Origin of the sequence: Microbulbifer sp. Q7 (assembly GCF_001639145.1) — a bacterium.
Lineage (GTDB): Bacteria > Pseudomonadota > Gammaproteobacteria > Pseudomonadales > Cellvibrionaceae > Microbulbifer.
On record NZ_LROY01000002.1, the window covers coordinates 829586 to 849698 of the forward strand.

General features: G+C 51.6%; 16 protein-coding genes. 10 read left to right on the plus strand and 6 right to left on the minus strand.

Annotated elements, in window-relative coordinates; translation table 11 throughout:
* Window positions 1-8: 8 nt before the first annotated feature.
* From AU182_RS09135 to AU182_RS16525, 8 genes are all read left to right on the plus strand, one after another.
* Complete coding sequence (locus AU182_RS09135; RefSeq protein WP_066963977.1) at window positions 9-2174, plus strand: glycosyltransferase; 2166 nt, start codon at window positions 9-11, stop codon at window positions 2172-2174.
* Window positions 2175-3020, plus strand: a complete 846-nt coding sequence (locus AU182_RS09140) for a hypothetical protein (RefSeq protein ID WP_066963980.1) — start codon at window positions 2175-2177, stop codon at window positions 3018-3020.
* Window positions 2965-4041: a hypothetical protein gene (locus AU182_RS09145; protein ID WP_153039197.1), complete on the plus strand. Its 1077-nt coding sequence runs from the start codon at window positions 2965-2967 to the stop codon at window positions 4039-4041. Before AU182_RS09140 ends, AU182_RS09145 begins: the two co-directional genes overlap by 56 nt.
* Before the next feature lie 87 nt (window positions 4042-4128).
* The gene (locus AU182_RS09150) at window positions 4129-6792 is read left to right on the plus strand and encodes an LTA synthase family protein (protein ID WP_153039198.1); all 2664 of its coding nucleotides are present in this window, start codon (window positions 4129-4131) and stop codon (window positions 6790-6792) included.
* 120 nt (window positions 6793-6912) lie between these two features.
* Complete coding sequence (locus tag AU182_RS09155; protein WP_227718200.1) at window positions 6913-7707, plus strand: ABC transporter permease; 795 nt, start codon at window positions 6913-6915, stop codon at window positions 7705-7707.
* Between the two features lie 12 nt (window positions 7708-7719).
* Window positions 7720-8463 (plus strand): ABC transporter ATP-binding protein, encoded by a 744-nt coding sequence (locus tag AU182_RS09160; RefSeq protein WP_066963990.1) that lies wholly within the window; start codon window positions 7720-7722, stop codon window positions 8461-8463.
* Between the two features lie 677 nt (window positions 8464-9140).
* A complete protein-coding gene (locus tag AU182_RS16520; RefSeq protein ID WP_066963993.1) occupies window positions 9141-9569 on the plus strand; it encodes a hypothetical protein in 429 nt (142 codons plus the stop codon).
* A 120-nt stretch (window positions 9570-9689) separates the two neighbouring features.
* Window positions 9690-10118, plus strand: a complete 429-nt coding sequence (locus AU182_RS16525) for a transposase (RefSeq protein ID WP_066963995.1) — start codon at window positions 9690-9692, stop codon at window positions 10116-10118.
* Window positions 10119-10257: 139 nt separating this feature from the next.
* Here AU182_RS16525 and AU182_RS09175 read toward each other — a convergent pair whose 3' ends face one another.
* Window positions 10258-11535: a glycosyltransferase gene (locus AU182_RS09175; protein ID WP_193754320.1), complete on the minus strand. Its 1278-nt coding sequence runs from the start codon at window positions 11533-11535 to the stop codon at window positions 10258-10260.
* 98 nt (window positions 11536-11633) lie between these two features.
* Here AU182_RS09175 and AU182_RS09180 point away from each other — a divergent pair, with 98 nt between their 5' ends.
* Together AU182_RS09180 and AU182_RS09185 are read left to right on the plus strand one after the other, a co-directional pair.
* Window positions 11634-12752 (plus strand): glycosyltransferase, encoded by a 1119-nt coding sequence (locus tag AU182_RS09180; RefSeq protein ID WP_066964001.1) that lies wholly within the window; start codon window positions 11634-11636, stop codon window positions 12750-12752.
* The gene (locus tag AU182_RS09185) at window positions 12752-13840 is read left to right on the plus strand and encodes a glycosyltransferase family 1 protein (protein ID WP_082859329.1); all 1089 of its coding nucleotides are present in this window, start codon (window positions 12752-12754) and stop codon (window positions 13838-13840) included. Before AU182_RS09180 ends, AU182_RS09185 begins: the two co-directional genes overlap by 1 nt.
* Before the next feature lie 21 nt (window positions 13841-13861).
* Here AU182_RS09185 and AU182_RS09190 read toward each other — a convergent pair whose 3' ends face one another.
* Genes AU182_RS09190 through AU182_RS09210 form a run of 5 tightly spaced genes read right to left on the minus strand, consistent with a single transcriptional unit; the run spans window position 13862 to window position 20090 of the window.
* On the minus strand, window positions 13862-15577 hold the full coding sequence (locus AU182_RS09190; protein WP_227718201.1) for a BatD family protein: 1716 nt from the start codon (window positions 15575-15577) through the stop codon (window positions 13862-13864).
* Between the two features lie 5 nt (window positions 15578-15582).
* Window positions 15583-17451 carry a VWA domain-containing protein gene (locus AU182_RS09195; protein ID WP_082859331.1) on the minus strand — a complete coding sequence of 623 codons (1869 nt, stop codon included), beginning with the start codon at window positions 17449-17451 and terminating at the stop codon, window positions 15583-15585.
* On the minus strand, window positions 17448-18506 hold the full coding sequence (locus AU182_RS09200; protein ID WP_066964006.1) for a VWA domain-containing protein: 1059 nt from the start codon (window positions 18504-18506) through the stop codon (window positions 17448-17450). Before AU182_RS09200 ends, AU182_RS09195 begins: the two co-directional genes overlap by 4 nt.
* Window positions 18499-19125, minus strand: coding sequence for a DUF4381 domain-containing protein (locus AU182_RS09205; RefSeq protein WP_082859332.1), 627 nt, complete (start codon window positions 19123-19125; stop codon window positions 18499-18501). The genes AU182_RS09200 and AU182_RS09205 overlap by 8 nt, the downstream gene beginning before the upstream one ends.
* Window positions 19125-20090 carry a DUF58 domain-containing protein gene (locus AU182_RS09210; protein ID WP_066964013.1) on the minus strand — a complete coding sequence of 322 codons (966 nt, stop codon included), beginning with the start codon at window positions 20088-20090 and terminating at the stop codon, window positions 19125-19127. Before AU182_RS09210 ends, AU182_RS09205 begins: the two co-directional genes overlap by 1 nt.
* Window positions 20091-20113 lie beyond the last annotated feature (23 nt).

Sequence of the window (20113 nt, forward strand, 5' to 3'; positions counted from 1 at the left end):
ACGTGAGCATGAAAAATAAAGAAATCGATGTAAGTATTGTTTTGAATATGCACCGTGAGTCGTCGTATTTACGGCCGACCCTCGAATCGTTAAAGGAGTGTATCCTCCACGCTAAGAAGAATGACATCTCCGTCGAGCTGGTCGCGGTGTTTGACAGATCAGACGAATTTACACGCGAGGTTTTTTTCAGTGTAGATCATTCGTTTTGTGAAGAGCTGAAGATTGTGGAAGTTGATGTGGGCTCTTTAGGGTTAGCCAGAAACGCCGGTATTTCGCATGCTTCGGGAGAATATATATGGACTTCCGACGCAGACGACCTGGTTTCGTCCAATTGTATAGTAGAGCTGCTTCGAACTGCGCAATCACATAATTCCGACAAGGCTGTTGTATTTGTTGAGTATCTTTGTGCCTTTGGAGAGCCATACCATGTTGTGCGATACGTTGGCTCGGAGTGTTTGACACCAGCAGACTTTGCTTTGCAGCATTCATATGTTTCTCGAATATTTGTCGCTCGATCAATTTTTAATGATCTGCAATATAAGGATTTACAGCTGACGCAAGGCTTTGCTTATGAAGATTGGGATCTTAATTGCCGGTTGCTGGCAAGTGGCTATGAATTTATCGTTGCTAAAGACACAGCATTCTTTTACCGGCAGCGTGAAGGTAGCCTGCTAAAGCAAGCTAATTCTATTTCCTCTAAATTAATACCTCATAATAGTTTATTTGAGCCCGAAGCATTCTGCGTAGCCATGCGCAGCCACGATCTGAGTGCTGAGTCGTCCGGAGAATTTTTTAGAAAACGGAAGCAGATACTCAGTGAAAACAACACTGAATCTTTCATGCGATCTGAGCAGCTCCGGGGCTTTCTGCTGGATGCGGCGCGGTTAGATCCGGAGGTGGAGCTCTCTTCTGTTGAGGCTGCAAGCAGCTACAGTCCGGTTCCTTGGCGAGAGGACCATTGGGGGATGCAGCTTGGGACATTGTTTAGTTTGATGGGGCGTCATTCCTTTACTGATGTAGTGCTTTTACCATGGCTGCGTCCGGGCGGTGCCGAGAAGTATATATTGGAGGTCTTAGATGGGATCTGCCATAGTGAAACGGGCGCCAAGATACTGGTTGTAACGGGGCAATCATCCAAGACGCATGAGTGGGTGGACCGGCTACCCGAAAATGCGGTATTCATTGATCTGTTTAATACGTTCCCATCTTACGATGAGAGTGAACGGAACGCGTTGTTAGTGCGAGCTCTACTTGCGGCGGCCCAACCGAATGCAAGACTCCACCTTAAGTCTTCTCCTTTTGTGCACAATTTCTATGATGCCTATTCGGGTGTTCTGTCTGGGGAATTTAGGCCTGTATATTATCGATTTTCGGATGGTTGTTACGAGTGGGGAGAGGAGTCATGGCGTAGCCCATGGACTGTTCGCGTAATGCGCAAGCATCTTAAGGGGTTCTGGCGTGTTGTCACTGATTGTGATGCTATTGCGCAAATGGACGAGTCGGTACTGGGAAGCTTGCAGTCGAAGTACCACACTTTGTATGCAAATTGCCGTTTGCCAGAGCGTCCGCTGGGTTCTGAGAAGCCGAAATTTCGATTTCTATGGGCATCTCGAATAGCCCCAGAAAAGCGCCCGGATTTACTTGTGGAGATTTCACGTGCGCTTAACTTGACTGGGTATGCCATACAGATAGATGTATTCGGTAACGTGGATGAAGGGTTGGATCCATCGCAGTTATTCGGCGTGGAGGGCGCATCCATCAACTATAAAGGGGGATTCAGCTCTTTTTATAAATTACCTCTCCAGAACTACGATGCCTTTTTATATACAAGTGCATATGATGGTTTGCCGAATATTTTGCTAGAGGCTATGTCTGTTGCCCTTCCTGTTATTGCTCCAGATGTGGGAGGCATAAGGGAGCTGGTTATAAATGGGAATACAGGGTGCCTGATAGAGAATGTTGGAAGTGGCTCAGCTTTGGTTCGAAGCTATGTGAACGCAATTGGTGCCCTATATGCCAATTGGCCCGGCGCCGCTGATTATGCTAGGCGAGGCCGTGAGCTCATCGCGAGCAGGCACTGCTCGGAGGCATATCTGGCGTCACTGATAGAAATCTTTGAGCTCAAGCAAAGCACAAAGACTGTAAAACACGTTCCGGATATGAGTGCTGCATAAATGGGATTTTACTTTTACGCGCTCAAAGAGAGCATAGGACTTCTGCGTGGGGTTCGCCAAAAAGCACTTTTGGTCGGAAGTGACTTTGGTTATGGGAATTTCGGCGATGTGCTCCAGCATGTTAGTGCGATTTCGTTTCTACGCGATAACTCTAATCTGGCCATTGTTTCTGTAAACTCAATCGCGACTATCCCTAAGCTTGTGGATATCGAAAGGATCCAGGACTCCTATGGAGTTGATTGCCTTCTGTTCGTCAGTGAAGCACCGTTAAGTGATGACAGCTGTGTATCGCTAGGGTTGGAGCAGGTGACCTCACTACATAACGTCAGTTACGTTCAGCTGTATGGAGGAGGCTTTCTCAACGAGCTATGGGGTGAATATGTTATTGGTGTGGCAGAAGCGATTCTGGAACGCCTAGATAATCCTGTTTACTTGATATCGGGACAGCAGGTATCCGAAGGGTTTGTTGATAGTGTGGTCACGCATATTCAGAGGTTCAATCCTGTATTTATTGGGGTTCGTGATTATCGGTCAGAAAAGCTTCTCAAATCCGCAGGTGTCGATACTGAATTTTCATTCGATGATGCAGTTGAGCCTCTACTAAAGATGAGAGAGCTTCTGCAGGTTGAAGCGGGGCCGGGCATGATATTTCATCTTAATATCTCCGATTACACGGGGAATGATGCTGCCATTCTGGATATAAAAGCGGATTTGGCTGCCATGTCGAGAGTGTCTTCCGGCTCCGTTCCTGTGACGTTATTGCAGGCTTATCGAGATCAAAGAGAGGAGGTTGTTGATTCAATTGAGTCAGTTAAGCGTTTGGGGGGGGGGGTTTGCTTTTTCTGATCTGCGGTTGATTCACTTGATGAACCTATTGGAGGCGCCTCGCCCAGCCAAATCATTACTGCCCCTTGTAGGGCAGTTTGCCTATTCTTGTTCGTATCATATTACATTGTGGATGCAACTTTCTGGTATCCCATGCTGGTTGCGTGGTGAAAACGCGTATTATCGCCAGAAGCGGGAAGCGCTTGGGCTTGCTGATAATTCTTTCGGTGAGTTTTTGAAGTTTCGAAGGCTGGCAGACCACTCACAAAAATTGGAGCTTAGGTCGAGTTGGTTGAATAGGGTAAAGCTTGTCTTGTCCAATCTGGGATTGGTCAGTAACTCGATAAATTTTCCTATGCCGGCACATAATAGCGCTAGACTCGATTTTACGTACAAAGGCGAGCCTTCGCTAAGCGAGCGTTTGAACTCCTTATGGAATGAGAAATTACGTTTAGTTGAGTTGTTGGAGGGAGAGCGGGCTAGAGCCAATCTTTCTTCTCTGAAGTTGGCTGAATTGGAGCAGGAAATTGAGGTTCTTATCGGGCGAAGCCAGAGTATGGTCGCGCGAATTGGAGATTTAGAGGCCGAAAATGAGGGGCTGATCCGGCGAAGCCAGGTCATGGGTGCGCGCATCAGTGAGCTAGAAGGTCACTCGGAAGCCTTTCGAGTTCGGAAGCTTGCTTTAATTGAGCGCATAACTAGATTAGGGCATGATTTTCATGCGGTTCAGTCCGATCGCAATTGGATTCACTCGGAGCTGGGGCGTGTAAATAAAGAGAATACACGTCTTCAAGCTGAAGTTGCCCAGTGCTGGGATGCTCAAGTGGCCGCGCAGTCCCAGATAAACTTGTTATACCAAAGCACATCCTGGCAGTTGGCACGTCCGGTGCGGGTACTGGTTAGATATTATAGAACTCGTCGATTTGACGCTGCTGGTAACGTTGGGCTGTTTGAGGCGTTACGGAGGGTTGCCCGAAAATTGCGTGTGCCGGCCAAGGTTCGCTCATTTGTAGGGCGAAAACTTGAGGTTTGCCGCCGATAAATTTACTTTAGAAAGCGATATTGATGCTGCGTATTGACAGGTTTCGTAGCTTTCACTTCGATTGAATGTGTGGTTCAGGGGTATGGTGTGAGATTATTTGTTCGGTATTTCCTTGTTTGTTTTTTTTCGCTGGCTCTGCTGTGGAGCTTCGTAGTTGCGTCTGACCCATATCTTTCGTTGGGCGCACCCCTTGTGTCACATATACTGAATGTTTTGTTTCCGGCGGCTTTACTGTTTTTAGTTTGGTCGTTTACTGGACGTGTGAGCATTAGTTTGCTCGTTGCTGTTTTGCTGGTAACTGTCATTCATTATGCAGGAAGAGTGAAGGCGGAGTTTCTTGGCGAAAGCTTTGTATACGCTGATTTGGCCGTCGTCTCTTCGGTAATTGAAAGTCCAGAGCTGGTGTTTGGCTTCGTGTCAACGACATTCTTCGCAGTTATTTTCGCAATTGTGCTGGCTCTTTTTCTTATGGCGTATTTCCTAAAGGGCGTAGCTAAATCCTCAATGCGATCGCGAACTTTTTTTGCGTTGGTTGGCGGCGGATTATTGTTTTTTTTGGAGGGATATCGGGCGCCCAATGTTATCCCAACTCTTGGATGGGAAACCTTTCAGCAGAACGCAGGCGCTTCAAAGGCTGGTATTATCGGAAACATATTGCTCGGTAAGATGTCTCAAAAGAGTATTGCCATCGAAGCTGATGCTGAAATGGCAAAGCAGTTTTGGGAAGAACCTCACGTTAAAGGGGTTCGGAGAAATCTTGAAGCGGTGCCGGCCACGCCAGATTTTCGACCAGATATCGTGATTGTGCAAAGTGAGTCCTTATTTATGCCAGGCAAGCTTTGTGGCATGCCTGAAACACCGGTTTTGTCGAACATTTCTAGCCTAGGGTTCCCGACCGGAGGTGAGCTAAAGGTCCCGGTTTTTGGAGGACGGACATTGCAGAGTGAGTTTGAGTCACTATCGGGAGTGCCAATTAGCGCTTTCCCACATTCCATGTTTGCATATTATGACCTCCTGAAAACAAACATTACCGCAATGCCGCGAGTGTTAGCGGACCATGGTTATAACACAATTGCGATACATCCAAACAAGGGCGGTTTTTGGAATCGGAACACGGCCATGGGACAGCTCGGGTTTCAAACGTTTCTGGATGTTAACGCGTTTTTGCCCGACCGAGATGAGTCCACTAGGGGGCATGTGAGTGACCTTTCTTTAGTAAAGGCTGTGCTGTCTCAACTGGACTCGGCGGATGGCCCCACATTTGTGGAGGCGATCACGATGGATAACCACGGGCCCTGGGGGGCAGCGAGAGTCACTAGTGAGGGATTACCTGTCCCTGATGGCTTGAACCCCGAAGCTGCGAATATTTTTGCCGATTACGTGTCGCGGGCCAAAGACGCTGATTCTGCATATGGGTACCTGATCGATGCGATTAAGCGGAGGGAGCGTCCGACATTACTTGTATTTTTTGGTGACCACATGCCTGCACTCGCGAGCGTGTATAAGTCGCTTTGCTTTAAAGATGGATTGAAACCCGAGGAGCAGTTGCCTCCGTATCGATTTTGGTCCAATTTTTCTACCATCGATTTACCGAAGAGAACAAGTTCGTATCTGATTCCCGGGTTTGTCTTTCGGTCGGCGAACCTGTCGATGCCGGACTTTTTTCTGGCAAATGCAATTATGGGTGTAATAAGTGCGGATGATGAAATTCCCGCAAAGGAAAAGCGCAGAATTGGAAAAAAGTACGAGCAGCTTTCTATCTTGAATATGATGGAGGGGGCGGAGGCTGGGCCGAGTGGCCGTACGGTTATATCGCGTCCTGAAAAAATCACAAACACTTTCAAACGCTTTCACGTAGGCGGGGTTGAACCATCATCAGAGGGTATGATTAATTTTGACCTCGATGGCCAGTCCTCAACATTCAAATTTGCGGGAGGTGTGCAGGAAATTTCACTTCGCCCATATCTCGATATTAGTACTCCGGGGAAATGTGTTGCGCAAGGGTTGGAACACAAAGGTGGCACAGCATTTTCTGTGAAAAGTGGTGATCGTGAATTATACCATGTGCCTATGCAGCGTGGCGCATTCAGGCTAGCAACGATTAATGTGGCCGGAGTAAAAGATTTCGAGTTTCGCGCAATTGGACTTGATGAGGATTGCCCCTCTTTCAGTGTCAAACTCGTTCAATTACACTGTAGCTCTCCTCAGTGTGAGCAACAGATTGAGTATGTTGATCCACCTCTTGAGGAAGAGCCGCGTTTCTATCGTGATTTCTTTGTAGGTGATTTAAAGTCACTCAAAAATTTTTATCCCGAAGGTGCCTCTAGTTCTTCCAGAAGACGTGAGGCGCTCAGTTGGTTGTTAAGCAGGGTCGTTGATGAACAAATTGGTTATGGTCCTTTTCGGGTTCATCCAGATCATCAGGTGTTCATGCATCCTGGCGAGAATGAACCGGCTAAAATGAAAGTTGATATTTCGGGGGCTAAGTCTCTTACTTTTTCTCCTAGAATAGATCCTCTGTCTGCTCATTGTCGTGCCCTCAATGAGCCAGGGCGTGAGGCTGGGTTGGTAGGTCTGTCAATTGAATTAGATGGCGAGAATGTTTTTGAGGGTGTTGTTGATCGAAACTTCAATGATTTTGTATCAGTTGATACTGAAAATCATCGGTCATTAGAGATCATTGTCGACAAAGGTAATAAAGTTTCTTGGTGTGACTGGTTTTCAATCGGTGTTGATCGCGTTAGTTCTTGAGGATGCAACGTTCGCGGTCCGTTGGGGTTTCCCTGGTGGGGAGCCATCATGTTAGCTTGCTCAGTTGTGCTTGTTCCTTAAGGAGATAGTTGGTGTTTTATATTTTTAATGATGTTGTTTATGCAGCTTAGTACTGGAACATTGACCGATATCGCAAATGCGTTTCGGCGGATCTCTTTGGCCGGAGCGTTGGGTTGGCAGGATGTCAGGCAGCGGTATCGTCGGTCAACGCTCGGTCCGTTTTGGCTGACCATTAGTATGGGGGTCATGATTGGTACAATCGGTTTGGTATTTGGGAATCTTTTTAATTCCCCAATGGCTGAATTCTTACCATTTTTGGCTGCAGGAATAATTTTGTGGACATTTATTTCTTCCGTTGTGACGGAGGGGTGTTCCGAATTCGTATCTGCGCAGGGTATCATCAAGCAGTTGCCAATCCCCTTGTTCGTCCATACCCTCAGAATGATTTGGCGCAATTGCATAATATTGTTTCATAACATCCTTATTTTCCCTGTCGTTTTATTGCTTTTGGGTGGCGGTTTTAATCTAAACGTTATTCTAGCCATTCCTGGATTCTTATTGCTATTGGCTAATCTGGCTTGGTTGGCCTTGGCGCTGGGAGTGGTCTGTGCTCGATACAGAGATTTACCTCAAATAGTGTCAAGCGCTTTGCAGGTGCTTTTTTATTTGACTCCCATTATTTGGATGCCAAAGCTTTTGCCAGAGAGGGCTGGTAGTCTTATTTTAGATTTTAATCCCGTTTTTCATTTAATAGAAATAGTTAGATCGCCCCTTTTAGGGCAATTGCCATCTTTTGAAAATTGGATCGTTTCGATCTTCTTGGCGGTGTCAGGTTGGGCTGTGGCTATTCTCTTTTATGGTCGCTACAGAAAGCGTTTGCCCTATTGGCTCTAAGGTTGTGTAAGAATGACTCGTATTTACTTTAAAAATGCGTCCATTGATTTCCCTATTTATAACGCAGGCGGACGTTCTCTTAAAAACCGATTGATGCAGGTGGCGACGGGTGGCCAGATTTCAGCGGATGAGCAGGGTCGGGTGGTTGTTAGAGCGCTTGCGGATTTGAGTTTTGAGTTCGGTGAGGGTGATTGTATTGGTTTGATTGGGCATAACGGCGCGGGGAAAAGCACCTTGCTTCGCGTGTTGAGTGGTGTCTACTCTCCAACAGAAGGTGAGGTTTCAATTCAAGGGGCTGTCGGCTCGCTTATTGATATTTCTCTAGGTATAGACCATGAAGCAACTGGTAGGGAAAATATTTATATTAGAGGGGCGCTGCTTGGATTGCCGCGTAAGAAGATTGAAGCGGAACTTGATAATATAATTGACTTTGCAGAGCTTGGTGATTTTATTGATATGCCCGTCCGTACATATTCCTCGGGTATGCATTTGCGCTTGGCTTTCTCGGTCTCTACGATTGTACGCCCTGACATATTGATTATGGATGAGTGGTTGTCAGTAGGTGATGAGGGTTTCAAACAAAAGGCTGAAGCCCGAATGTCTGAGCTCGTTTCTTCGAGTAAGATCGTAGTTATTGCTAGCCATTCTAGAGAATTGATTTTGAATACCTGTAATAGGGTTATTTGGCTTGAACATGGGTGCATAAAAATGGATGGAACTGCTGGCGAGGTATGTAACGCTTATTTCGGTGAGTAAGAAGTTTGATGGGGCGGCGCATGTGGTGGGCGTTCAGGCTGTAGAAAAACTCTAAAAACTTAGCATTTTTTGATAAAGTTGAGAGGTCCAAGTCGAGATCCCCCCCCCCCAACTTCAAGCCATACAATTACAATCAGGATGCGATGTGAACCGCCCCGGGTTTAGCGGAGGCTCCACCTTTTGAGAAAATGGAGCCACTATGAGCAAGCACCCCAAATTTTCCCCTGAAGTCCGTGACCGGGCCATCCGCATGGTCTACGAAGTTCGGGAGTCCCACACATCGCAGTGGGCCGCCCATCGAGGCCGTAGCCAGCAAGATCGGCTACACCGCCCAGACACTGAGCAGCTGGATTCGCAAGGCAGCTGCGCCTGCGCCCCCATCCGCCTCGGCTGCCGATGCCCGCGTCAAGGAACTGGAACGCGAGGTTCGCCCTATGTGTCAGGGTAGTTGTCCTCTGAAAAGTTCAGGCGACAACTACCCTGACACATAGGGGTGGCCAAAAAGAGTTGACCACTACAATCCAATGCGAGTAAAGCACATTCTGGGACCTTTAAAGAGCTTGAGCAAAAGCAGGTGAAGATTCGGAAAAAGATTCGCCACTACAGCCTGGTCGGAACACAAGAAACTGGATGGCAGGAAGCTGGCAGAGCGGGAGCGCAAGCAGCGGCTGGAGCAGATGAACAAGACGTTGGAGCAACACTTCGAGAAAGTCGATCGCTTCCTAAAGACGCAAACTCCAAGGATGGGGCAGGGCAAAATACCAAAAGAAATAAAAAGTAATATCGCCGACAACGAGTCGGCCAAGATGACGACGAGCAAGGGCATCATTCAGGGTTATAATGGTATTGCTGCGGTCGATAAAAAGCATCAGATCATTGTTGAAACGCAGGCCTTCGGTGAGGGGCAGGAAACCCATACGTTAAAGCCTATTAAGCGCTATCGGAATGCGGGAGTTGCCGATGAGACTCTCGCAGATGAAGTCATCTTCACAGAAGATACCGGATTCTCCAGTGAATCCAATAATGACATGCTGAGAGAAGAAGGCATCAACGCCTATATCCCCGACAACCAGTTCCGCGCCCGCTACAAGGCGTTTGCCAAGTAAAAAGAGAAGCATGGCAAGCGTCATCAAGATACCGTATGGGGTATTTAGCAGGTTTTTCCTGCGAGCGAATTCAAGCTTAATAAGAGAAGCAAGACCTGTATCTGCCCGGCTGGCAATGAAATGTTACTATATCGAGAGGAGCGCGTCAGCGAAGGAAAGCGCAAGCTGCATTTTGAAGGGCGTCTGATAGATTGCCGCAGCTGCCCACTAAAAGACCAGTGTATGCGCAATCCTGCTTCGGCGGATACCGGCGATGGGCATGGCCGTCAGGTATCCTTTACCTGGACAAACGCGAAAACCGCAACAGACTGGATGAAGAAGCGGGTTGATAGCGTTGAAGCCAAGACGATCTACAGTCATCGTATGTCCGCGGTGGAGCCTGTGTTTGGAAATATTGGCACCAACAAGCGACTCAGTCGCTTCTCGTTGCGTGGAAAACGTAAAGTGCAGGGACAGTGGCAGATGTTCTGTCTGGTACACAACATTGAGAAATTAGTGAATTACAGCGCTATCCATTGCTTAACAGGGTTATCCACACTTGTGGCGTAGAATGAAACGCGAAATACGCCCAAGCGTGATTATGTCAAAGGTTTGTGATTAAATCCTGATCAGATAAAAACTAATAGAACAGTGCTGGAGCTAGGTGATGATAGTGATCGTTTTTCTACAGGCTCGTTGTATGTTTTGATTATTTTCGTGTCTGTGGTCGCGCCGTAAGCTTATTTTTTTCTATTATTGATTTGTACTCTAAGATTATTTTTTTTGCGATTTCTTTCGCGCTTTTAGATACGTTAGGTTTTGGAATTATTATTTCGTTGTTAGTTATTTTTTTTATCAAGTTACTGAGAGCCTTCTGACTACCCATAGGGAATAATGCCGATTGGTCTAAAAGTTCCGCGCAGCCAGGGATGTCGGAGGCAATTACTGGAACTCTCCTTGCTCCTGCCTCTAGCAGTACTTGCGGTTGGTTTTCTGGCCACAGTGATGGCAAGACTATCAGGTCTAGCTTGTCCATAAGGGGTGTTGTATCTTCTTCTTTAATTTCTCCTAAGTATGTCGTTTTTTTGTATCTTTGGAGCTCCCTGTCGGCATAAGTAGGCAAAGCTCTCTTGCCTGCGATTATTAATTGGATTCGTTCGTTATCAAGGGCTTTTAGTGCTTGTGTAAGTACGTGAAGGCCCTTGTGGGGGGTTATCGCACCGAGAAAACCAACACTAAATTTATTCGTTGATACGCTAGAAGATGTTTTCTGCTCAAACCATCGGGCAGATAGCCCTGCTGGAAGGTATTGACAGTTTTTTAAATTAAAATAATTCTCTAGTAAGACTTTACCTGTTTTAGACAGGCATATCACTTTGTGAGCTCCACTAAGGGCTTCTTGTAATATTTGTCTTCTATTCTTCCAAAGCGTGCTTTCGTCAGACTCGATATTTTTGCTTTTAATAATTTGTGCAGTAAACTGCGCTCCAATTTTTGTTTTTGCTGCGAGATTGATTGTCGGGTTGCGATGTGTTTTGGCAATACACTTCAGGCAAGTAGATTCCGAAGTGAAACCATCGCAAAGACTGCCGTTGCTTAAGGTTAGTGTTTGTTTTGGGCAGAGCCACCAAAAATCGGTAACTGATACGAGGTACGGTATATGCAGCGCGCGCGCAGCAAATATAATGTTCACTCCTATATGGCCTGGGTTGACCATGTGGAGGATGTCAGGTTTTTCTTTTCTCAATAATTCAACATACCAATCTATTGACGCACCACTGACAGTTGTCCATCCGTATGTTGGTATTGTCTTGTAAGGAATACTATTCCATATACCTTCGCGGTGTCCTTTTCCTTCTGGGTCTCCCCCCGCAACAGTGACTTCATAGCCATCTTCTATAAGCTCTTTTCCAACGTTACGAATGTAGCGTTCGGTCCCTTGATTGTATTCTGGACCAAATTGCATGGTGGCGAAGAGAATCTTCATATCGACCCCGAGATTTCTTAAGCCGCAAATATACATTATTGCTTTTAAAAACAATAGGTTATCATTATCACTTTAGTCTTCCAGATGGAGAGCTTTCATTGGGCCCTGAATTTCGAATTCTCCACTGTTACAGAACCTTTTATCCTGAGTCACAGGGTGGTCTAGAGCAGGTTATCCTTGAGCTTGCGCAAAAAACACACAGTAGCGGTGTGTTAACTCTTGCAAAGGTACCTGGACAAACGATGCTTAATGGAGAGCTTCCGGTTTTGGCTGAAAGGCGCTGGATGTCGATTGCGTCCTGTTGTATTGGGCCTGGCTTAGTGCGCAAGTTGTTTAGTTTAAAAGCCAAGCTCTTGCACTTCCATTTTCCTTGGCCGTTTGGCGATGTAGCTTATTTGTTGGCGGGGAGATCGCGCCCACTCGTAGTCACTTATCACTCGGATGTTGTCCGCCAGCGATTCCTTGGCGTCTTATATCGCCCGCTGATGAAACGTCTATTAGACCGAGCCGATCGAATAGTAGCAACGTCTCAGAATTATGTGGAAAGTAGCCCCATTTTGGCGAAATACAGGGAGAAGGTTGAAGTGATCCCTCTCGGTGTCTCGGAGAGTGGGTATGTATTGCCCTCTGCTAAGCAATTCGCCGCAACCGAACACCGTTTTGGAAAGGATTTCATGCTGTTCGTTGGGGTGCTGCGGTATTACAAAGGGCTGGAGTTCTTGATCCGGGCTGCAGTGGGGCAGTCCTTTAAAGTGGTGATAGCCGGTAAGGGACCGGAGTTTGCGCCCCTCGCTTCATTGGCGAAAGAGTTAGGGGCCGATAATGTTGTATTTGCCGGTTTTGTGAGCAACGAAGAAAAGGTTGCTCTGATGAGGTTGTGTCGAGCGGTGGTTTTTCCCTCACACCTGCGCTCTGAAGCATTCGGGGTCACTTTGATCGAGGGGCTGATGTACGGGAAGCCGCTTATATCCTGCGACATTGGCACTGGAACCAGCTTTGTGAATAGGAATTCGTTAACTGGCCACGTGATCCCTCCTTCCAATCCAGTTGCTCTCCGTGATGCTATGAATGACCTGCTGAATGACGCTAAAAAGGCGGAACGCATGGGACAGGCAAGCCGTGAGCGCTACGAAAAAATGTTCACAGGTGAGCGTATGGCCGCGGCGTATCGCAAACTTTATGACGAGGTGTTGCGGGAAAGAGGTGTAGAGGACTAATGGCCAGGATTGCTGTTGATGCGCGCCCGCTATCAGTACCAACGACCGGTATTGGCCGATATACACAAGCCATACTTTCTCGTCTGGTTGATAGTGAGCACCAGTGGTACTTATATAGTCATCGTCCGCTGCGTGATGATGTTCACAAACTGCCGAATGTAGAGGTGCGTTGTGGAGATATTAAGAGTTCAGGCTTAGGCACTATTTATGCTCAGGTAGTTTTTCCTTTTTGGGCGTTGCGCGACCAAATCGAGGTGTATTGGTCTCCACGTCATCATTTGCCCCTCTGCCTAGCACGAAAAGTACGTAAAGTGGTAACGATTCACGACTTGGTCTGGCAAAGGTGCCCCTATACCATGACACGCAGTGGATTGTTGCTCGAGCGTGTCTTGACGCCTCCTACGTTGGCGGCTGCGGATGCGGTGATCGCTGTCTCGAACAGTACTCGGAGCGAAGTGCGGGAATCTTTCCCTCAATGTGGCAGCAAAGTCGAGACCATTTATGAGGCTCCGTTCCTCGAACCTTTAGTCGAACCCGGCCCAAGAGGTGACTACTTCCTTTTTGTCGGTACGATTGAGCCTCGGAAAAACCTTGCTAGGATCTTGGATGCCTACGCTCGCTACAGTCGCGTCAGCAATCAAATGATCCCATTAAAAATCTGTGGTGGTAAGGGGTGGGGGCGGATGGAGCTTGAATCCGTGATTGAGGAGTACGGCTTTAGCGGGCAGGTCGAGATCCTTGGCTACGTGAGTGACGCAGATTTGCCTGACTTGTACCTAAATGCTCGGGCCCTATTAATCCCGTCGCTTTATGAAGGTTTCGGACTTCCGATTGTTGAGGCGTTTAGTCAGGGCACTCCCGTTATTACTTCCAATCGCGGTGCGATGGAGGAAATTGCCGGTGATGCGGGGCTGCTGGTAGACCCCGAGAATATTGAGGACATGGCTACTGCGTTTTCGCTACTTAGCGACAACCTCGCACTGGTAGAGCAGCTCCAGCTGCGGGCGCTCGCCCGTGCGAAATTGTTTAGCTGGGATGCCGCCGCGGAACAGACGCTTTCGCTAATGGAGTCGTTATTGGCCTCGTAATTGACATTAGTAGCTGCCAGTTCATACGGCATCACCGCTGAAAAGACCAGGTAATCGTTTTGTTTTTCCTTCGATTATATCTTCTTGACTTTGCAGGCGGTCTAGTAAAATTTGTAACTGTTGCCGATTGACAGGCCTCGGTGGTTCCTTGTAAATGGCTCCATTCAGAATCTCGACTGCTTGTGACAGCTCGGAGATATTTAGCTGCTGTACCGCAGATTCAAGGTTCAGCGCTCGAAGCTTGGGCCATCGCTGATTGACCCAAGTCCGCAAGCACTCTTGAATTTCGGTTGGTTTTCCTTCGCTGACAAGTTTCTTCAGCTCTTCCGAATGCGTCGCTTTTCTTGGCTTTCTGGTTGTCTTGTGCGCTGTGGATTCAGCCCGGCTATTCTTCAAATAGAAAAAATAAAGAATCCATAGCAGATGTGAAGCAATTGCCGCAATTGCGATTTTCTGCCAAAACCCCGGCTCGACCTCTTTGACGCTGGGCGCTTGGGTGCTGGGAATACTTGGGGCACCAGGGGTTGTGGCACTGGCTATCGGAGCACCGGCGACATTAAATCGAAACGCCGGCAACTGCGTAGCCCGCTGCCGCCCAGTCTTCGTGTCCCACCAGGTAATCGTCACGGGCGGAAGCTGATAGCTGCCAGGCTTGGTGGCGACAATTGCGGTTGTTTCTATCCGGCTGCCGGTAATGCCATTCATCCTCGGCTGATCTTCCTGCTGGGCCTGGTCGGGGTAGGTTTTCAGGCCTTCAATATTGAGCGCTGGCAGCGGTGGTAGCTGCGCTGCCCGGAGGCCTTCGGCGCGCAGGGTGATGATGCGGGTGATCGGTTCGCCTACCTTGAATTCTTCCGGGTCTTTGCTCCAGCTCTGTACCAGGCCGAGACTGGCGGCGGGGAGCCAGTGGCTGCCGCTGTAGCTATCGGGCTTGGGTTCTACCTGTATGGTTTTTGCTTCGGAGCGCAGGCGGATGCGCTGTGCGTTGCGGTTGAACAGGGAGAAGGGGTCTCTGCGCCCGGTGACGGCGACATAGTTGAGGGCGGGGATTTGCAGTTCGCCGGAGCTTTCCGGGAAGACGGCGTAGGTGAGCTCGTAAACCGCGTGGCCCACGCCATCGATTCTGCGTTCAAAGCGTTGCTCATCGACTTTTTCCACATGTGCACCGCGGACCTTTAGCTGGTCGGTGGCGATGTCGTGGAGGCCGACGGTAGTGTAGAGGCGTACTTTTACCAGTAGCTGTTCCTGCACGTGGACTTTGTCTTTGTCGAGTTCCACTTCCAGGAAGGCCTTGCGGCTGTTGCCGCTGGGGGACTGGCCGGCCTGGTTTACGGTGATGGGGATGGCGTCAGACACCTGGCCGTGCAGATGCAGGGAGGGCACAAACAGCTTGCCTTCCTTGAGGGGGGCGAGGATGAGGGTCCACTCAACGAAGCTTTCTGCGCGGCCATTTATTACACGGTACTGGTTGGACTGCTGGCGGGAAAGAACCTCGAAGTCCTGCTCAAGCAGGTCGAAATCTGGCTGTCCCCCCTGTTGGCCACCGCTGTAGCGCAGGGTGAGGGTAAAGGTTTCGTTGATGGCGAGTTCGTTGCGGTCGACAGACGCGGCCAGTTCCTGGGCGCTGGCGCTCAGTGATAGTGCGAGCAGGAGAAGGGCGCATAGGGCTTTCGCGACCAGTGCGATGGTCGCGCTTGCAAACGGCTTTCTGTGGGTGGGAAAGGAGTATGTTTCCACTGGGGTTACCATCTTTGGGTGGCTCCGTTTTCCGGGGGCTGCCATTCGCCGGCGCGGTAGGCGCGGCGGCGTTGCAGGCTTTCGTATTTGAACTTCTCGCGCATCAGACCGGCGGGATCATCGGGTATCTGGCGCAGCCACTGGTCCAGGGCCTGCTGGGTTTCCGGGTCCAGGTCACTCTGGGGCTCTTGTGGCTGGGCGTTGGCCTGTTGCTCCTGCTCGTTACCATCCTGGTTTTGTTGCTGGCGTTCTGCCTGCTGCTCCTGTTGTTCTGCTTCAGACGGGTCCTGTTCGCCCTGATTTGCGTTCTGCTGCTGATCCTGTTCGCCGGACTGTTGCTGGTCTTGGGATTGCTGTTGCTGTGAGGATTGATCGGCGTCGCTTTGCTGTTGATCTTGCTGGGACTGGCTTTGCGATTGCTGGTCCTGGTCTTGCTGCTGATCCTGTTGCTGGTCGCCCTGTTGAGATTGCTGATTTTGCTGCTGCTGTTGTTGCAGTTTCTTCAGTTGCTCGGCAATTTCCTTGTTGTGGCGCGCGTCGGCAAATTCCGGGTTCTGCTGGAGCGCGCGGTCGAAGGCTTCGATGGCGGCATCGAACTGGCCCTGTTGGGCAAGACTGTTGCCCAGGTTGTAGAGCCCCTGCGGGTCGCTGCTTTCGGCAAAGTTTTCAGCGGCCGCGCCGTATTCCCCGGCGCGGTACTGGGCCGCGCCGCGCCACTGGGAGTTCTCGAAGAGTTCTGCGGCGGCTTTTGGGTTGCCTTCCTCTAATAGTTCCTGTGCCTGTTGATTCGGGGTCTGCCACAGGTTGCTGGTTTGCGCGCTGGCGTCCTGACTGGTCACGACCAGGGCGAGGGGGAGGGCAAATGGAAGCGCGCAAGCCAGGGCGCCCTTGCGGAACAGCAGTAGGGCGAAGGGCAGTAGTAGCAATACCAGCCAGGGGCCTTCCTCATACCACTGGTCGAATTCCCGCTCGGTCAGTTCGGCCTGCTCCGGGGTGGTGATTGCGGGGAGAGCTCTGGCGATATCGCTGTCGTCCACGGTGATCTGGGCGAAGTGCCCCCCGGTGCTCTGTGCGAGGCGTGAGAGTTCGCGGCGATCGAAATTGGCAATGATGATGGAGCCGCTGTCATCGGTGATGAAGCCGCTGCCGGTGGTTTTGGGGATGGGGCTGCCCTCGCCACTGCCCACGGCGAGAATGGAGAGCGTGGCGCCACTGCTATTCACGCTATTTTTGATGGTGCTGATGGCCGCCTTGGCGATGCCATCGGTAACCGCAAGCAGTCGACCTTTGCCATTGGCGCCATCCTTAATCAGTCGCAACCCCTCCTGCACCGCCATTTCGATGTTGCTGCCGGGCACTGGCATGATGCGTGGTGACAGCGGCGGTACCAGGTTGGCGATAGTGGCGGTGTCATCGGTCAGGGGGGTGACGATGTGAGCCTCACCGGCGTAGGCGACCAGCGCGGTGAGGCCATCTTTACGCTGCTTGAGAATGTCGAGAATTTTGAGGCGTGCCCGGGTCAGGCGGTTGGGGGCCAGATCTGTAGCCATCATTGACGGCGACAGATCAAGGAGGATCACCAGCGCATCTTGGTTGGAATATACCGGCGTCGGCAGCTTGCGCCAGGTGGGGCCGGCGAGGGCAATAATAACGGCCGTCAGCAGGGCAAAAATGAGGGCAAACAGCCACGGTCGCTTTTCGCCGCCCCGCAGGAGCAAGTGCGGGAGCAGGTCCGGATCGATCAGTTTCTGTAGGCCGCCGCTGGCAAACACGATGCGGGCCAGTCCCCAGCAGGTGACGGCTGCCGGTATCACGAGCCATAAAAACGCGGGGCGCAGGAAGTGAAACTGCCCCATGTCGGCCAGGAAATTCATGCGGTCCGGCCTCCGTTCGTTGCTGCGCTGGATACACGGGTTTGTATCTTGCGTTGCTGTCGCCCACTTGCCCAGGCGGCGACCAGCGGGATGGCCGCCCACAGGAATGCCAGCAGCAGCGCAACGGCGAGGGGCCAGATGTACAGGGATTTCAGTGGGCGATAGGTTTCGGCTTCCTGTTCGACAGGCTCCAGACGGTCGAGTTCGGCGTAGATGCCCTCCAGCTCCTGGGGATTATGGGCGCGAAAGTAGAGACCACCGGTTTTGTCGGCGATGGCCTGCAGGGTTTCGCTATCGAGATCCCTCGACGGGTTGATACGGCGAGCGCCGAAGCGGGAGCCGAGCAACCCCGGCTGCACCATTTCTTCGGCCCCGACGCCGATGGTATACACCTTCACTCCGGCCTGTTTGGCGAGTTCGGCGGCCTTGAGTGGTGCGATTTCACCGGCGGTGTTGGCACCGTCGGTAAGCAGAATCAGCACCCGCTGATCGGCGGGTCGCTGGGTCAACCGTTTCACCGACAGGCCAATGGCGTCGCCGATGGCGGTACCCTGGCCGGCAAACCCGATCTGGGCTTCGGTCAGCAGTGTGGCCACTGTCTCGCGGTCAAAGGTCAGGGGTGCCTGCAAATAAGCCCGGGTGCCAAACAACACCAGGCCCAGGCGATCCCCCTTGCGACGCAGCACGAACTCTCCCACGACTTTTTTGACCGCGGTGATACGCATGGCCGGGTTGCCGTTCAAGAGCATGTCCGGGGTTTCCATGCTGCCGGAAATGTCCACAGCGATCAGCAGGTCGCGCGCACTGCTGGTTTCCGAAATCGGTTCACCGTACCACTGCGGACGTGCCGCGGCGGCGACCAGCAAGCTCCACAGCAGCCACAGTAGTACCAGGTTGAGGTGATTGCCGGCAGCGCTGCCGCCCTTGTGCGACAGCTTGCGGTAATAGGGCACCTTCAGTGCGCTACTCAGTGGTTCACTTTTGGGTAGCAGCAGGCGGGCCACAATCGGCAGTGGTAGCAGTACAAACACCCAGGGCAGGCCAAACTCAAACATGGTCGGCCTCCGGTTGCTGTGCCGGCGCTGCGGCTTTCGCGGTGTCTAACTGGGGATGCTGGTGTTTGCGCGTCCAGTCAATTGCAAAGTCGCGCAGTGCTTGCAGGTCGGTCAGAGCTGCGTTGGCGTCGCTGTACAGGTTTTCCAGCAGCGCGCGGCGCGCGGCCTCCGGCATGGAATCATCGACCGCGGACTCGAGAAAGTTGATCCAGCGTTGCCCGGTCAGGGGCGCACAGGTGTCGCGCCCGAAGGTGACGACCGCAACCCGCTTGAGCAGGATATTGATCGCTTCCACCACCCTGGGTGCGTCGAGATCCAGCGCGCGCAGCAGGCGCACGCCTTCTGCGCGGTACAGGTTGCGGCGACGCTTTTCGCGCAGGCGCAGCAGCAACCAGCCTGCGGCGAACAGCAGTGCGACGATGAGCCCCGCAAGCATCCACCAGCCCGGTGCCAGCGGCCACCAGCCGATCGGCGCGGGCTCTTGAATGTCTTTCAGCTGCGCCAGCAGGCTTTGCATTTCCGGCGACATCGGGCTGGGGGCCGGCGGGTTCTGGGGAGCCGGTGCGGCCTGCTTCAGCGCGGCGCCTACTGTCATCACGCTTGTTATTACACCAGCCATCACGCCGGCCTCCGGCTCGGTGATGGTTGGCGTTCCCCGTAGGTGCTCAGCAATACCGGGACCACTGGCTGGGTGTTGTCGAAGTCGACCAGTGGCAGTCGCAGCCGCCGGCAAAGTCGCGCGGTCTGTTCGCGCACCCGGTACTGTTGATTGGCGAACTGCTGGCGCAGTAAACGGCTTGATTTGGCCAGGAAGGTCCGCTGCTGGCCATCACTGATGGTTAAGGGTTGTTCCGGCAGCTGCTGTTCCAGTGGGTCGGTGATGCGTAGCACCTGCAGGTCTGCGTGTCGCGTGAGCAGATAAAGCGGCTGTTCGCAGCTCTCATCGAGGTCGTGACAATCGCTCACCAGGAAAAGGGCGCTCCCGGGCCGAGCGATACGGCGGGCTTCCTCCAGTAGCACGCTGAGAGGCTGGCTGCCGTCGCTGGGAATCGGGCTTTGCAGTGCGCCGGCGGTTTCCACCATGCCGTGAATCGCCGCTAGGACCGCGTGGTGGCTGCGACGCGGACGCACCGTATCCACCCCCTGATCGGAAAATACCAGGGCGCCAATACGGTCGCCGTGCTGCAGGCCGGCCCATGCCAGCGCGGCGGCAATACTGCAGGCGGCGACCGATTTGAACGCATTCTGGCTGCCGAAGAACATGGGGGAACGCAGGTCGAGCAGGATCACCACCGGGCGCTCGCGCTCTTCCTGGAACAGCTTGGTGTGGGTTTCGCCGGTGCGCGCGGTCACGCGCCAGTCAATGGAGCGCACATCATCGCCCGGCTGGTAATAACGCACTTCCTCGAAATTCATGCCGCGCCCGCGATAACGGGTGAGCAGGTTGCCGGCCTGGTCGCTGCGGTTGACCCGCGGCTTGAACAGGCGCAGCTGGCGGGCGATATGGCGCAGGCGCACCAGCGGCGCCACCGTAGGGTAGGCGCCGCGGATGTTCAGGTCGTCGTGATTGATGCTTTTCTGCACGTCTGCTCGAAATTCTCTAGTGC

Excerpts from the sequence above, each read along its gene's own strand:
- AU182_RS09175 (WP_193754320.1), bottom strand. The coding sequence starts at position 11,535 with ATGAAGATTCTCTTCGCCACCATGCAATTTGGTCCAGAATACAATCAA.
- AU182_RS09205 (WP_082859332.1), bottom strand. The coding sequence starts at position 19,125 with ATGGCTGGTGTAATAACAAGCGTGATGACAGTAGGCGCCGCGCTGAAG.
- AU182_RS09195 (WP_082859331.1), bottom strand. The coding sequence starts at position 17,451 with ATGAATTTCCTGGCCGACATGGGGCAGTTTCACTTCCTGCGCCCCGCG.
- AU182_RS09160 (WP_066963990.1), top strand. The coding sequence starts at position 7,720 with ATGACTCGTATTTACTTTAAAAATGCGTCCATTGATTTCCCTATTTAT.
- AU182_RS09135 (WP_066963977.1), top strand. The coding sequence starts at position 9 with ATGAAAAATAAAGAAATCGATGTAAGTATTGTTTTGAATATGCACCGT.
- AU182_RS09200 (WP_066964006.1), bottom strand. The coding sequence starts at position 18,506 with ATGTTTGAGTTTGGCCTGCCCTGGGTGTTTGTACTGCTACCACTGCCG.
- AU182_RS16525 (WP_066963995.1), top strand. The coding sequence starts at position 9,690 with ATGTTACTATATCGAGAGGAGCGCGTCAGCGAAGGAAAGCGCAAGCTG.
- AU182_RS09155 (WP_227718200.1), top strand. The coding sequence starts at position 6,913 with ATGCAGCTTAGTACTGGAACATTGACCGATATCGCAAATGCGTTTCGG.
- AU182_RS16520 (WP_066963993.1), top strand. The coding sequence starts at position 9,141 with ATGAACAAGACGTTGGAGCAACACTTCGAGAAAGTCGATCGCTTCCTA.
- AU182_RS09140 (WP_066963980.1), top strand. The coding sequence starts at position 2,175 with ATGGGATTTTACTTTTACGCGCTCAAAGAGAGCATAGGACTTCTGCGT.
- AU182_RS09185 (WP_082859329.1), top strand. The coding sequence starts at position 12,752 with ATGGCCAGGATTGCTGTTGATGCGCGCCCGCTATCAGTACCAACGACC.